Here is a 13,350-nt window from a genome sequence, read left to right as displayed (position 1 = left end):
CCTCTGCGCGACGCATGCCCTGCCCGCCTCAGCCCTTGGCCGGCGCGGTCAGGCGGCCCAGCACCTGGTGCGTCATCGTGGCCGAGGTCGAACGCTGCGCCGCATCGGTGGCGCTGCTGCGTTTTTCGTCGTCGATGGCATGCTTGGTGACCATCAGGGTGTGCGTATCGGCCTCCAGGCGGCGCATTTCGAGCGCCACCAGTTCGCGCTTGGCGTCGGCCATTTCCTTGGTGGTGATCGCACTCTTGCGCTGCATCTCGGCCTGCGCCTGCGCGCTGTCGAGCAGCACGCGCTGGGCGTCGCGCTTGTCTTGCGCGGCCAGCGCGGCGATTTCTTGCGCGACCTGGAACTGGCGCGCCATGCTGGCCGCTTCGTGTTCGGCTTCCGCCCGCGTACGCGCCGACAGGCAGGCCGCCTGTTCGGATGCCAGGCGCGCCGCAATCGCCTGCTCGGCGCGCTGGTCGGCCGCCAGTTGCTGACGCTGGGTGGCAAGCTTTTGCTCGATCAGCGCCAGCGAGGCGCGCTCGGTCTCGACGCTGGCCCGCTCGGTTTCGGCGCTGGCACGTTCGAGCACCAGCGCGTCTTCGGCCAGCTTGAGTTTCTGTTGTTCGGCCTCTGCCCGCACCTGCTGCACCCGGGCGCGCTCGGTCGCCACCCGTGCCTGGGCCGCGACAGCATCGGCGGCGCGTGCCGCCTGTTCGGTTTCGACCTGGGCCTGTTGCGCCAGCACGCGCGCGGACTCGGCTTCGATACGGCGGGCCTGCTCGGCGCCGGCACCGGCCAACGCCAGCTGGCGCTTGGCGGCCAGCGTTTGCTCGGCCAGCATGACGGCGGCGCGCCCGCTGTCGGCAACGGCGCGTTCCTGCGCCAGCGTTTCCTCGGCCAGTGCCAGTTTTTGCTGCTCGGAGCGGGCGCGTTCGCGCTGCGTTTCGGCCAGTTCGGCGGCGGCGCGCGCTTGGGCGGCGATGGCGTCGGCGGCGTTCTGCGCCTGCACGCTTTCAATTTCAGCCTGTTGCACCAGTTCGCGCGTGGCCTCGGCTTCAAGCCGTTTGGCTTGCTCGGCGTAGGCGGCGGCGACCGCCATCTGGCGCTGGCCGGCGGCGGTTTGTTCGGCCAGGGCGAGCGCGGCGGCTGCGCTCTCGGCACACGCGCGTTCGTCGGCCAGTGCCTGTTCGGCCAGCGCCAGTTTTTGCTGTTCGGCCACGGCACGCGCGCTCTGGGTCTGAGCCAGGTCGATGGCGGCGCGGGCCTGCGCGGCGATGGCGTCGGCGGCGGCCTGGGCCTGCACGCTTTCGGTTTCGGCCTGCTGCACCAGGTTGCGCGTGGCTTCGGCTTCGATCCGCTTGGCTTGCTCGGTGCTCGCTGCCAGCTCGGCCAGTTGGCGCCGCTCGGCGGCGTTCTGTTCGGCCAGCGCCAGGGCGTTGCGCTCGCTCTCGGCGCGGACGCGCTCGTTGGCCAGCGTTTCTTCGGCCAGCGCCAGCGCCTGCTCAGCCATGGCCAGCGTTTGCAGTTCGGCCTCGGCACGCGCGCTTTGCGCCCGTGCCAGTTCTTGCGCCACGCGCGCCTGGGCGGCGATGGCGTCGGCGGCGGCGCTGGCTTGCGCGCTGTCGATCTCGACCTGCTCGGCGAGCAGGCGGGTCGCTTCCACTTCGATTTGCCTGGACTCGGCCAGGCGCTGTTCGCAATCGGCTTTCTGGCGCAGCAGCACCGCTTCGGTCTGTTCGGCGTCGGCGCGCGCCTGGGCCGCTTCGGCGGCGCGGGTTTCGGCTTCAAGCCGTTCCTGCAGCCGTGCCAGCGCGGCTTGTTCGGCTTCGGCATGGGCCTGTTCGGCCTGCGCCAGTGCGGCCGCTTGCGCAGCCTTGTCGGCGGCCAGCGCGCTGGCGCGGCGCTGCAGCTCGACCTGTTCGGCGATCGACGCCACGGCGGCTTGTTCGGATGCGTTTTCGGCGGCGGCCAGGTCGGCCGCGGCCTGGGCCAGGCTGGCGCGTTCTTCGGCGAGCACGCGCGCGCGTTGCTGTTCTTCCGCTTCGGCCAGGGCGGCGGCGGCGGCGGCCTGGTCGGCCAGGGCGCGTTCGTGCGCTTGTGCCGTGGCGAGCGCTTCGGCGTCGACCTTCGCTTGCACGACGGCGCTGGCGTCGTCTTCGGCCTTGGCGCGCGCCAGGGCCACTTCGCGCAGGCGCTTGTCGACGTCGATCCGTTCTTCGGTGGCGGTCAGGATGCGCGCTTCGGCGTCGCGCCGGGCGGCGGCGCCCGCGGCAGCCATCTTTTCCAGCCGTTCGCGGTGCAGCGCAGCATCGCGCAGTTCTTTCTCGGATTGCAGGCGCAGGTGGATCGACTGGGCGGCCACGCGTTCGGACTCGGCCTGGGCGATGGCGATCGCTTCGCGTTCCTGTTCGATGTGGGCCAGGGCGCGTGCTTCTTCCAGCGCGCGCGCTTCGGCCACGGCACGGGCAAAGGCCGATGCCAGGGCAATCTGGTCGGCTTTTTCGCGCTGGACGGTCAGTTCGAGCGCTTCCGATTCGGCTTCGGCCAGCAGTTCGGCGGTGTGGCGCGCACCCTTGGCCTGGCGCTCGCGTTCGCGCGCGAGCGTGGTCATGCGGGCATCGGCATTGGCGATGTGCAGTACTTCTTCCTGGGCGGCGTGCACCGCGGCAACCCGTTCGACCGCCTGCAGGCGCGCCTGCTCGGTCTGGACCAGCAGCGCTTCGGTGGCGCGCGCGGCCTGTTCGGCCAGCTCGGCTTCGGCGGCAATTTGCTCGGTGGCGCGGCGGCGTGATTCTTCATCGGCCTTCAGGCGCGTTTCGGCGGCCAGTTTGATCTGGGTATCGGCTTCGACCCGGGCGCGCAGTTCGGCGGTTTCCTGGCGCACCGCTTCGAGGCGTTCCAGGCTGGCCTGGGCCGCGGCGCGCAGGGTTTCGAGGCGGTCGCGGTTGGCTTCGATGGCTTCTTCGGAGGCTTGTGCGTTTTGCAAGGCGGCAGCGGCGGCGGCGGCGTCCATGGCGGCGCGCTCCTCGGCCAGGCCGCGCGCACGCGCTTCGGCGTGGGCCCGGCTTTCAGCGGCGCAGGAGGCTTTGGCTTCGGCTTCGACCCGGGCGATGGCTTCGTGGATGGCGCGCATCTCGGACTGGGCGCGGTCGGGACCGGGTTCCGTGGCAACAGCAGCCGGGGGCACAGCGGCAGCCTGGGGCGCGGCGCCGTCGGGCGGCAGCGCGATGGTCAGGTTGGCATCGTCGTGCGGGGCTGGTGTGGGTTCCATCGTCGTTCTCGCTTGGGCTACCGTCCCGGCATGGGAAGGCCTGACGTTGATTATCTGTCAGGTCGCCCCGCACCGGCGCACGGATCAGACGCGGAAAAACCAGCCAATTCGGCCCTTTGCTCTACAGCAGCGTTACCACAGCGCTGGCTCATCCATCAGCGCGATCTGTTCGCGCAGTTCGAGGATGCGGTCTTGCCAATAACGTTGCGTATTAAACCACGGGAAGGCGACCGGAAAGGCAGGGTCGTCCCAGCGCCGCGCCAGCCAGGCCGAGTAATGGATCAGGCGCAAGGTGCGCAGCGCTTCGATCAGGTTCAGCTGGCGTTCGTCGAAGTCGGCAAAGTCTTCGTAGCCAGCCAAAATGTCGCTCATCTGGCGCACCATGTCGCGCCGCTCGCCCGAGAGCAGCATCCACAGGTCCTGGATGGCCGGGCCGGTGCGGCTGTCGTCGAAGTCGACGAAGTGCGGGCCGTCCGGGGTCCACAGCACGTTGCCGACGTGGCAATCGCCGTGCAGGCGCAGCTGGGCCGATTCGCCCGCCCGCGCGTAGCAGTGGCGCACGCCGTCGAGCGCCTGCTCGACCACGCTGGTGTAGGCGGCCAGCAGTTCGGGCGGAATGAAGTCGTTGGCCAGCAGGAAGTCGCGCGGCTCGCGCCCGAAGGTGTCGATGGTCAGTGCCGGGCGCTCGGTGTAGCCCGACAGGGCGCCGACCGCGTGGATGCGGCCGATGAAGCGTCCGGTCCACTCCAGCACGGCCGGGTCGTCGAGCTCGGGCGCGCGCCCGCCGCGGCGCGGGAAGACGGCAAAGCTGAAGCCGCCATAGCTGTGCAGGGTGCGCCCGTCCAGCGTGAGCGCGGGGACCACGGGAATTTCGCGTTCGGTCAATTCCTGCACAAAGGCGTGCTCTTCCAGGATGGCGGCGTCGCTCCAGCGTTCGGGGCGGTAGAACTTGGCCACCACCGGCGCGGCGTCTTCCATGCCGACCTGGTAGACCCGGTTTTCGTAGCTGTTGAGCGCGAGCAGGCGGCCGTCGGCGCGCAGGCCGACGCTGTCGAGCGCGTCGAGCACGCACTCCGGGCTCAGGTTCGAAAATGGGTGGATGGCGGGTGTGTCGGGGTCGGAATATGGCGTCGTCATGCCCGCTATTGTACGGCGCGCCGCATTTAACAGTACGTCCCTGTGCGCGAACGCGTTAAACTAGCGGCTTCAACGATCAACAAGAGCACGCCATGCAACTCGACCAGCCCCTTTCAGAAAAAGAATTCGACGAACTCGACCAGTTCCTCCTGTCCGACCGCAGTGCGGAAGACGCCATGACCATGGACACCCTGCACGGCTACCTGACCGCCGTGGCGATGGGTCCGGAAACCATCATGCCGGCCGAGTGGCTGCCGAAAGTGTGGGGCGAGGATGAAAAGAGCGTCCCCAAGTTCAAGAATGCCAAGGAAGAAGAACGCATCATCGAACTGATCATGCGCTTCATGAATGAAGTGCTGGTCACGTTTGAAGTGGCGCCGAAGGAATTCGAGCCGCTGTTCTGCGAAGCCGAGCACGAAGGCACGATGCTGCTCGACGGCGAAGCCTGGTGCTGGGGCTTCTGGGAAGGCATGGAACTGCGCCCGGGTTCGTGGGATCCGATCTGGGAATCGGACCTGGAACCGCTGATGCGCCCGATCTACCTGCTCGGCGCCGACGAGATCGAGGAAGAAGAACTGAAGGAAGTCGATACGCCGATGAAAGGCCACAAGCTGGCCCTGGATATCCAGGCCAACCTGCCGGCGATTCACCGCTTCTGGGTACCGCTGCGCAAGGCCGCGGTCACCACCATGAAGCGCGACGAGCCGAAAGTCGGCCGCAACGACGAGTGCCCTTGCGGCAGCGGCAAGAAGTACAAGAAGTGCTGCGGCGCCGATCCGGTTGCCGAATGAGTAATTAAGTACCAGGCCCGGTGCGCGTGGGCGCGATGCCCTACGCCGCCGGCGCCAGTTCGGCCAGCCGGCTCTGATACAGCGCCGCCACCAGGTCGGACTGGGTCACGATGCCGGCAAACCGGTCTTCGTCATCGACCACGGGAATGTGGTGCAGGCCGGCGTTGGCCATCAGCGGCACCAGTTCCACGATCGGCGTGTGTACATGCGCCGTGGCCACCCTGGCCGTCATGATCTGCCCCACCACTTCCGGTTTGTCCGAATGCGTCAGCCCGCTGCGCTGCAGCAGTGCATGCAGGCGTTTCCCCAGTCCGCCGTACACGTCCAGGTCGCTGTGGCGCAGGAAATCGGTCTGGGTGACGATGCCGATCACCCTCCTCGCCCGGTTCAGCACCGGCAGCGCGTGCACCTGGTGATGCCGCATCAGGCCCCAGGCGCCGGCCAGCGCCGTGCCGAATTCGAGCGTGACCACGTCGGTCGACATGATCTGCCCGCAGCGGATCACGCCGAAGCGGCGCCCGTACGCCGCCGTTTCGGTGGCCAGGATGATGCCTTCGAGGTCGTCGCGGCTGACGTCGAGCACTTGCCCATAACGCTCCAGCACGCCGTCAAGGTCGGCGCTGCTAAAGCCCAGGCGTGCCGTAGGCACCGCATCGGCGGTGTCGTGCACGTTCTGCATCGCCGATTGCTGGCGGTGCGGGTAGCGCCGTCCGGTCAGGTTGTTGACGGCCAGGGCCGCGCCCACCATCAGCACGCAGTTGAGCGCCACCGGGGTCACGGCAAAGCCGAAGCCCAGTTCGTGCACGGCGGGACCGGCCAGCACGGCCGTCAGCGCTACTGCCCCGCCGGGCGGATGCAGGCAGCGCAACGCGAACATGGCGGCAATCGCCAGGCCGCCGGCCAGCGGCGCGGCGATCTGGGGCGCGAGGCCGGTCTTGACGCAGGCGACGCCCACCAGCGCCGAGACGACGTTGCCTCCTATCACGGCCCACGGCTGGGCCAGCGGGCTGCCGGGCAGGCAGAACAGCAGCACGGCGGAGGCGCCCATCGGAGCGATCAGCCACAGGCCGGCAGCGCCCCCGGTCCAGGTGCACAGCACCCCGGTGAGGATCAGCGCCAGGAAGGCAGCCATGCTGGCGCGCCACTGCTCAAGGCGGGCGGCACTGTTGGGCGGAGGTAATAAGGCGGTGAGCCAGGCGGCGCGCGGGTCGGACATGCGGGTGAACGAGAACGGGGAAGCGGCAATTACACCACAGATGAGCCAGAAAGGTGCACGGACGCACTATTTTCGTGCATTTGCAGGACTGCGGCGTCGTCCTGCCGGAAATGGGGGCGACGCCAAAGCACATCGGCCCGGCGTGCGATCCTGTAAAGGAAAGCAAGCCGGGCCGATGAGTGGTATTACCGGGGCGGTTTATTGACCGCGCGGGCCTTTGTCGGCGCCCTGGTGATCCTTGACGCCGTCGTTCTTGTGGTTGCCGGCGACTTCTTCCGCTTGCGCGCGCTGGCGGTTCTTGGTGGCATCTTGCTGAACCTGCTGATCTTCGCGCTGTTGCTGCTCAGTTGGGTCGTTGGTGTGCTTGGTCATAGAGCCTCCTGTTTGTTTGAGACACAACAATACGCGCTTCCCGCCAACAGTTCCGTTCGCCACCCCACGTAAGCGGGAAATTATTTCCTGCGGCACAGATTACGGCGGCGGCAAGCTTTTCAACACGAGGTCGAAGGGGCGCCTGTTGTCATACGGCGGCTCAAGCAGCGTATCGATGCCTTTGAAGGTCTGTCCGGCAAGCGCCCAGCCCAGCGGCGTGTGGGTTTTGGTCGGCATGCCGAACCACAGGAAGCGGGTCGGCCCGGCAGGCAGGATCACCGCCATGTCGCGCTTCTCCGCCGTGACGGCAAAGGTGGCGCGCGCGGTCCGGGTGTTGAACAGTCCCAGCGGCGGGGCCAGCAGTTCCGACAGGAATGTCGTGTCCATGCGCGCGCCGGCCGGGTCTTGCTTGTCCCTCGGCGCGATCGCGTCCGGCGAATTGCTGATGACGATCACGGCCGGGTCGATATCGTAGCCGCGTGCGCGCCACCGAGCCAGCGCCGGACGCATCGCGAACAGCAGGTCGCGCACCGATTCGACGCCGGAGTTTTCAAAATAGCCGCCATCGATGATACGCCCCCACGGCGCCCGGTCGCGCCCCGGCGCGCACGCCACCAGCGCCTCGCCCTCGCGGCAGGCGGACACCGTGCCGGCCGGGCTGATATAGCTGAAGCGCGCGCTGTTGTGCACCGCCGTGGAGAGGCTCATCTGGCGCAGGTCGAGCACCGGGTCCAGCGCGTCGTAGGCATCGGGAAAGCTGCCGTCGATGACCAGGTCGCTGGCGATGATGCGGTTGCCGCCGTCGACCAGGGTGGCGTTGAGCAGCAGCGAGGGCACGTTCATGGCAGGGTCGGCGGCCCACAGCTGGTCGAAGCGCCGCCCGAAGCGCTCGCTGCCGGTGGCGTTTTCCCAGCCCTGCGCCCACGCTGCCTCCATCGCGCGGGCCCGGTCCGCCGCCGGGATTGCAAATGGCAAGAAGCGCTGCAGCATGTCCGGATACAGCGCGTAGCCGAGGGTCGGCGACAGGAAGTCGCGCTGCAAGACCTTGCGCATGCAGGTCTGGTAGGCGCCATCGCGCGCGCCGCCCGCACACGGGGCGCCGGCCAGGCCGCCGCTGCCGGCATCGGCCACCAGCCCGGCGTACGCGCCGATGCCAAGGCTGCCGCCGGACACGCCGCTCAGCGCGAACAGGTGGCGCCCGAAGCGCGCGCCGCTATCATCCTGCAGCCTGGCCAGCACCATGCCGGTCCAGTAGGCGGCGCGGATGCCGCCGCCCTCGGCCGCCACCACGAACAGGGGAAACGGCCGCCCCGGCACCAGCGCGCCGCTGTCCACGCGCGTTTGCAGCCAGGCATCGAGGTGACCGTCGATCTGGCGCCGGATCACCGGCGGATCGCCCGGACCGGCGGGCAGCAGCTTGACCTGGTGATTATCGTTCCACAGGCTGAACACGACGAACAGCAGCAGCGGCAGCGCCGCCATCGAGGGCAGCTTTGCTTGTTTGAAGTAATAGGTCAGCACCAGGTCGCCGAACAGGATCCAGCTGGCGAACGCGAAACACAGCAGCGCCGGCGCGGTGACGAAGCGCGTGACTTCGACCGGCCATATCCACACGGCGGACAGCAGAATAAAGGTGAGCAGGATGGCCAGCGACACCGTCAGCACGGTGCGCTGCTGCAGCGATTCGAAGCGGATCGAGGTACTCTGGCCCTCGAAACCGCGGAAACGCGACGCGAACCAGGCGCGCCGCTTGACCACGAACACGCCCATGGCGAAGGCGGTGAGAAAGCAGGCCAGCGCCAGCACCGGCTCGCCCAGGCGCTGGAACTGGATCGACAGCACGCTGGCCGGCACGATGCCGAGAAAGCGCGGCAGCCACATGCGGATGGCGTTGACGAACGGCGTGTCGGTGCGGTCCAGCAGGGAGGTGCCGTCGAATACGCGGCCCAGGGTCAGGCGCGCGCTGTACCAGGCCGCGGTCGACCAGCTGGCCACGGCGAATATGAAGATGGGAAAGGTCCAGCCCGGATCGCTGACCAGGCGCAGCGATTCGCTGCCCTGGGGGATGAATGCCAGCCCGGCGGAACACAGCAAGGTGAGGCTGAAGCTGTACACGCAGCGCCACAGGATGGAGCCGACTTCCTTGCCGCGCTCGCCAACCACGCGCACGATTCCGACCATGTGGTTCTCCTTGTGGATAGAAGCGTCACTAGCGCGCTGCCATGCTGTTCTGTTCAAATGCTGCCGGGTTCCCCGCCCCGGACCCTGAGTTGCGTCGGTTCTGCCCTAGCGCATCGCCAGCGCCTGCCGCTTCGCCGGCGGCGGAAAGGCCCGATCCAGATCCTCCAGATCGAAGGCACTGAGCACCACGTCGGCCGCCGCCCGGTTCTGGCGCACATGCGCCGGATCGGCCGCCTTGGGAATGGCCACCACCCCGTCCTGCCGCAACAGCCACGCCAGCGCGATCTGCCCCGCCGTGCAGCCGTGCCGCCCGGCCACCGCCACCAACGCCGGATTGCCCAGCAGCAGCTCGCGCTCGCGGCCAGCCGACTCCAGCGGCGAATACGCCATCACCGGCACGCCGTGCTTGCGCGACCACGGCAGCAAATCGAACTCGATCCCGCGCTTGACCAGATTGAACAGCACCTGGTTCACGGCAATGCCGCGTCCGCCGGGCAAGGCTTCGGCTTCCAGCATGTCGCCCAGGTCGAAATTGCTCACGCCGAAATCGAGGATTTTGCCGTCCTTTTGCAGCGCCTGGAAAGAGTCGAGCGTCTCGGACAGCGGCACCGCCCCGCGCCAGTGCAGCAGGTACAGGTCGATGCGGTCGGTGCCGAGGCGCTGCAGGCTGCGCTCGCAGGCGGCGCGCACGCCGCGCTTATCGGCATTGTGCGGATAGACTTTGCTGACGATAAACGCCTGCTCGCGGCGCCCGGCAATCGCCGCGCCCACCACTTCCTCGGCCCCGCCTTCGCCATACATCTCGGCCGTGTCGATCAGGCCCATGCCCAAATCCATGCCCAGCTGCAGCGCGCCAATCTCGTCCTGGCGCCGCGCCGGGTCTTCCCCCATGTTCCACGTACCTTGTCCGAGCGCGGGAATGAGGCGTCCGGACCGCATCGTTACAGTTTTCATGTCGCAAGATCCCATCGCTGTTGCGTAAAGAGCATTCTAGAGGAAAAAGCCATTCCCGGCTCAATGGGCAACAGATCGCCACTGGTGGCGCAGCACGGAATACAACAGGGAACAGGCATGCCCCGGCCAGGACGGCCGGAGCGAGGACAAGGCGGATTACAGCTTGATGAAATGCTCGCGGTAGTAGCGCAGCTCTTCGATCGATTCGATGATGTCGGCCAGCGCCGTGTGCTTCTGGTGCTTCTTGAAACCGCTGACGATCTCGGGCTTCCAGCGCTTGCACAGCTCTTTCAGGGTCGATACATCCAGGTTGCGGTAGTGGAAGAACGCTTCCAGCTTCGGCATGCCGCGCACCATGAAGCGGCGGTCCTGGCAAATGGTGTTGCCGCACATTGGCGACTTTCCGGCGGGAACGTAGTTCTTCAGCCAGGCGATCAGTTGCGCTTCGGCTTCGGCTTCGGTCACGGTCGAAGCCTTGACCTTCTCGATCAGCCCGGAGCGCCCGTGGGTGCCCTTGTTCCAGGCATCCATCTTGTCGAGCGTCTCGTCCGACTGGTGGATGGCGAACACCGGGCCTTCGCCCAGGATGTTCAGGTGCATGTCGGTCACGACGACCGCCACTTCGATGATGCGGTCGGTATCGGGCTCCAGGCCCGTCATTTCCATGTCCACCCAAACCAGGTTGAACTCATTTGGGCGCGGTAACGCGGCCGGTGCTGCTAAATCAGTGGCATGTGACATAATTCTCTCTTGGCCTAAACAATCCTGCATTTTCTCACAGGCACAGAATGTCTTCACTCGCGTTTTCGATATTGTTCGTTTCTTTCTTCATTTTGTCCCTGGTACTGCGCTTTTGGCTGTCCAGCCGCCAGCTGCGCTGCGTGTCGGCCCACCGCGGCGCGGTCCCGGCCGATTTTGCCGAAAAAATCCCGCTCGCCGCCCACCAGAAGGCCGCCGACTACACCGCCGCCAAGATCCACTTCGGCCTGCTCAGCCTCTTGTTCAGCAGCGCCGTCCTGATCGGTTTTACCCTGCTCGGCGGCCTCCAATGGCTGGCCATCGCCCTGCTGCCGCACACCGGCAACGGCATCGTCTTCCAGATCGGCCTGTTTGTCGCCTTTGCCGCCGTGAGCGGCGTGCTCGACCTGCCGTTCGACTACTACCGCCAGTTCGTGCTCGAAGAGCGCTTCGGTTTCAACAAGATGAGCCTGGGCCTGTGGATCGCCGACGCCCTGAAAGGCACGGCCCTCGGCCTGGTGCTCGGCCTGCCGCTGATATGGGTCGTTTTGCAATTAATGGAGAAAAGCGGCAACCTGTGGTGGCTGTACACCTGGCTGGTCTGGATCGGCTTCCAGCTGGTGATGATGGTCATCGCCCCGACCTTGATCATGCCGCTGTTCAATAAATTCGAGCCGCTCAAGGACGACAGCCTGCGCCAGCGCATCGAAGGCTTGATGGCACGCGTCAACTTCGCCGCCAAGGGCCTGTTCGTGATGGACGGCTCCAAGCGCAGCGCGCACAGCAACGCCTTTTTCTACGGTTTCGGCGCCAACAAGCGCGTGGTGTTCTTCGACACCCTCATCGCCAGCCTGACCCAGCCCGAAATCGAAGCGGTGCTGGCGCACGAGCTGGGCCACTTCAAACTGCAGCACAACCTCAAGCGCATGGTGATCGGCTCGGTCGTCTCGCTGGCCTTCCTGGCCCTGCTGGGCTACCTGAAAAACCAGACCTGGTTCTACAGCGGCCTCGGTTTCGATCCGATGCCGGGCGTGCCGAGCGACGCCGTGGCCCTGCTGCTGTTCATGCTGGTGCTGCCGGTGTTCACCTTCCTGTTCTCGCCGCTGACCTCGATCAGCTCGCGCAAGCACGAATTCGAAGCCGACGCCTTCGCCGCCACCCACACCGACGCGCGCGACCTGATCTCGGCGCTGGTCAAGATGTACGAGGAAAACGCTTCCACGCTCACGCCCGACCGGCTGCACTCGACCTTTTACGACTCGCACCCGCCGGCCAGCATCAGCATCCGCATCCATCAACTCAACCTGGCGGTCCGATGAACCTGCTTACCCGAACCTGCGGCGCCAACGCCGCCGCCCTCGATGCCGGCGCCATCGCCGCCCTGCTGCCGCAGGTGCCCGGCTGGAGCGTCACCGACGGCAAGCTGCAGCGCAGCTACCATTTCAAGAATTATTACGACACCATGGCCTTCGTTAACGCGCTGGCCTGGATCAGCCACCATCAGGACCACCATCCGGAACTGACGGTCACCTACAAGGAGTGCGCAGTGCGCTACAACACCCATTCGGCCGGCGGCGCGCTGTCTGACAACGACTTTATCTGCGCGGCAAAAGCCAACGCACTGTACGGCCAGCGGAGCGGCGCATGAGCGGCCCGGGCGTGCCGGCGGCCACCGGCCTGACCGGCATTATCATCGCCGCCCACGGGCGTCATTACCTGGCCGACGTGGCCGGACGCAAGCTGCAATGCGTCACGCGCGGCAAAAAGACCAATATCGCCGTGGGCGACGTGGTCAACCTCAAGATGACGTCGGACGACCAGGCGGTGATCGAATCGATCACCGAGCGCAAGACCTTGCTGTACCGCTCCGACCAGTACAAATCGAAGCTGCTGGCGGCTAACCTGAGCCGCCTGTTCATCGTGGTGGCGACCGAGCCGGGGTTTGCCGACGACCTGATTTCGCGCTCGCTGGTGGCGGCCGAAGCGGCCGGCATCGAGGCGCACCTGATCCTCAACAAGACCGACGTGGCCGACCTGCTGCCCAAGGCGCGCGAGCGCCTGCTGGCGTACACCTCGCTCGGCTACCCGCTGCACGAAGTGTCGGCGCGCGCCAACCCGGAGCACGCGGTGGCGACCCTGATGCCGCTGCTGGAAGGGGAATCGTCGATTTTCATCGGCCAGTCGGGCATGGGCAAGTCGTCGCTGATTAACCTGCTGGTGCCGGACGCAGATATTGCGGTGCGCGAGATTTCGGCGGCGCTCGACACCGGCAAGCACACCACCACCTTCACGCGCCTGTATTCGCTGGGCGAGCATGCCTCGATCATCGACTCGCCGGGGTTCCAGGAATTCGGGCTGTATCACCTGAGCGAAGGGATGCTGGAACGGGCGTTCGTCGAGTTCGGGCCGTATCTGGGCGGTTGCAAGTTCTACAACTGCCGACACCTGATCGAGCCGCAGTGCGCGATCCTGACGGCGGTCGCGGAAGGCAAAATCGCCAAATTCCGCCACACGCTGTACGGACAGCTGCTGCACGAGTCGGCGCAGACGCTGTACTGATTGCCCCGCGCAGTACCACCAGCCCGCCGTTGCCGTTAGCTCATCGTTCCGTTAGCTCGTCGTTCCGTTAGCTCGTCGTTCCGTTAGCTCGTCGTTCCCGCGCAGGCGGGAACCCAAGTTTGTTGCGATACCTGTGGCTTCGGCCT

General features: G+C 66.6%; 11 protein-coding genes. 4 read left to right on the top strand and 7 right to left on the bottom strand.

The window, feature by feature from the left end; all coding sequences use genetic code 11:
* Positions 1–28: 28 nt before the first annotated feature.
* Both RBA40_RS04665 and RBA40_RS04660 read right to left on the bottom strand, forming a co-directional pair.
* Positions 29–3,256 carry a coiled-coil domain-containing protein gene (locus tag RBA40_RS04665; protein ID WP_306646356.1) on the bottom strand — a complete coding sequence of 1,076 codons (3,228 nt, stop codon included), beginning with the start codon at positions 3,254–3,256 and terminating at the stop codon, positions 29–31.
* A gap of 132 nt (positions 3,257–3,388) precedes the next feature.
* Positions 3,389–4,393 (bottom strand): SrkA family protein kinase, encoded by a 1,005-nt coding sequence (locus tag RBA40_RS04660; RefSeq protein ID WP_306646354.1) that lies wholly within the window; start codon positions 4,391–4,393, stop codon positions 3,389–3,391.
* 92 nt (positions 4,394–4,485) lie between these two features.
* Here RBA40_RS04660 and RBA40_RS04655 point away from each other — a divergent pair, with 92 nt between their 5' ends.
* Positions 4,486–5,184, top strand: coding sequence for a UPF0149 family protein (locus tag RBA40_RS04655; RefSeq protein WP_306646352.1), 699 nt, complete (start codon positions 4,486–4,488; stop codon positions 5,182–5,184).
* Positions 5,185–5,224: 40 nt separating this feature from the next.
* Here RBA40_RS04655 and RBA40_RS04650 read toward each other — a convergent pair whose 3' ends face one another.
* The 5 genes from RBA40_RS04650 to orn form a co-directional block, all read right to left on the bottom strand.
* Positions 5,225–6,400: an HPP family protein gene (locus tag RBA40_RS04650; protein WP_306646350.1), complete on the bottom strand. Its 1,176-nt coding sequence runs from the start codon at positions 6,398–6,400 to the stop codon at positions 5,225–5,227.
* 198 nt (positions 6,401–6,598) lie between these two features.
* Positions 6,599–6,772, bottom strand: a complete 174-nt coding sequence (locus RBA40_RS04645) for a hypothetical protein (RefSeq protein ID WP_157778855.1) — start codon at positions 6,770–6,772, stop codon at positions 6,599–6,601.
* Between the two features lie 99 nt (positions 6,773–6,871).
* Entirely contained in the window at positions 6,872–8,953 is a 2,082-nt protein-coding gene (locus RBA40_RS04640; RefSeq protein ID WP_306646349.1) for a hypothetical protein, read from the bottom strand.
* Between the two features lie 105 nt (positions 8,954–9,058).
* Entirely contained in the window at positions 9,059–9,907 is an 849-nt protein-coding gene (locus RBA40_RS04635; RefSeq protein ID WP_306646347.1) for an aldo/keto reductase, read from the bottom strand.
* A 156-nt stretch (positions 9,908–10,063) separates the two neighbouring features.
* Positions 10,064–10,648: an oligoribonuclease gene (orn, locus tag RBA40_RS04630; protein ID WP_099881416.1), complete on the bottom strand. Its 585-nt coding sequence runs from the start codon at positions 10,646–10,648 to the stop codon at positions 10,064–10,066.
* 47 nt (positions 10,649–10,695) lie between these two features.
* Here orn and RBA40_RS04625 point away from each other — a divergent pair, with 47 nt between their 5' ends.
* From RBA40_RS04625 to rsgA, 3 genes are read left to right on the top strand one after another with little or no spacing between them, the layout of a single operon-like run.
* Positions 10,696–11,964: a M48 family metallopeptidase gene (locus tag RBA40_RS04625; protein ID WP_306646345.1), complete on the top strand. Its 1,269-nt coding sequence runs from the start codon at positions 10,696–10,698 to the stop codon at positions 11,962–11,964.
* On the top strand, positions 11,961–12,293 hold the full coding sequence (locus RBA40_RS04620; protein WP_306646343.1) for a 4a-hydroxytetrahydrobiopterin dehydratase: 333 nt from the start codon (positions 11,961–11,963) through the stop codon (positions 12,291–12,293). Before RBA40_RS04625 ends, RBA40_RS04620 begins: the two co-directional genes overlap by 4 nt.
* Complete coding sequence (gene rsgA / locus RBA40_RS04615) at positions 12,290–13,204, top strand: ribosome small subunit-dependent GTPase A (RefSeq protein WP_306646341.1); 915 nt, start codon at positions 12,290–12,292, stop codon at positions 13,202–13,204. Before RBA40_RS04620 ends, rsgA begins: the two co-directional genes overlap by 4 nt.
* The last annotated feature ends 146 nt before the right edge of the window (positions 13,205–13,350 follow it).

It is taken from the genome of Massilia pseudoviolaceinigra, from assembly GCF_030846505.1.
Taxonomy (GTDB): Bacteria; Pseudomonadota; Gammaproteobacteria; order Burkholderiales; family Burkholderiaceae_D; genus Telluria_A; species Telluria_A violaceinigra.
The sequence above is the reverse complement of the archived record's forward strand: the minus strand, read 5'-3'. Positions and strand labels throughout refer to the sequence as shown.

What these genes read in the sequence shown, in the direction of transcription:
- RBA40_RS04635 (WP_306646347.1), bottom strand. Translation starts at nt 9,907, where the DNA reads ATGAAAACTGTAACGATGCGGTCCGGACGCCTCATTCCCGCGCTCGGA.
- RBA40_RS04640 (WP_306646349.1), bottom strand. Translation starts at nt 8,953, where the DNA reads ATGGTCGGAATCGTGCGCGTGGTTGGCGAGCGCGGCAAGGAAGTCGGC.
- orn (WP_099881416.1), bottom strand. Translation starts at nt 10,648, where the DNA reads ATGTCACATGCCACTGATTTAGCAGCACCGGCCGCGTTACCGCGCCCA.
- RBA40_RS04620 (WP_306646343.1), top strand. Translation starts at nt 11,961, where the DNA reads ATGAACCTGCTTACCCGAACCTGCGGCGCCAACGCCGCCGCCCTCGAT.
- RBA40_RS04665 (WP_306646356.1), bottom strand. Translation starts at nt 3,256, where the DNA reads ATGGAACCCACACCAGCCCCGCACGACGATGCCAACCTGACCATCGCG.
- rsgA (WP_306646341.1), top strand. Translation starts at nt 12,290, where the DNA reads ATGAGCGGCCCGGGCGTGCCGGCGGCCACCGGCCTGACCGGCATTATC.
- RBA40_RS04645 (WP_157778855.1), bottom strand. Translation starts at nt 6,772, where the DNA reads ATGACCAAGCACACCAACGACCCAACTGAGCAGCAACAGCGCGAAGAT.
- RBA40_RS04660 (WP_306646354.1), bottom strand. Translation starts at nt 4,393, where the DNA reads ATGACGACGCCATATTCCGACCCCGACACACCCGCCATCCACCCATTT.
- RBA40_RS04655 (WP_306646352.1), top strand. Translation starts at nt 4,486, where the DNA reads ATGCAACTCGACCAGCCCCTTTCAGAAAAAGAATTCGACGAACTCGAC.
- RBA40_RS04650 (WP_306646350.1), bottom strand. Translation starts at nt 6,400, where the DNA reads ATGTCCGACCCGCGCGCCGCCTGGCTCACCGCCTTATTACCTCCGCCC.
- RBA40_RS04625 (WP_306646345.1), top strand. Translation starts at nt 10,696, where the DNA reads ATGTCTTCACTCGCGTTTTCGATATTGTTCGTTTCTTTCTTCATTTTG.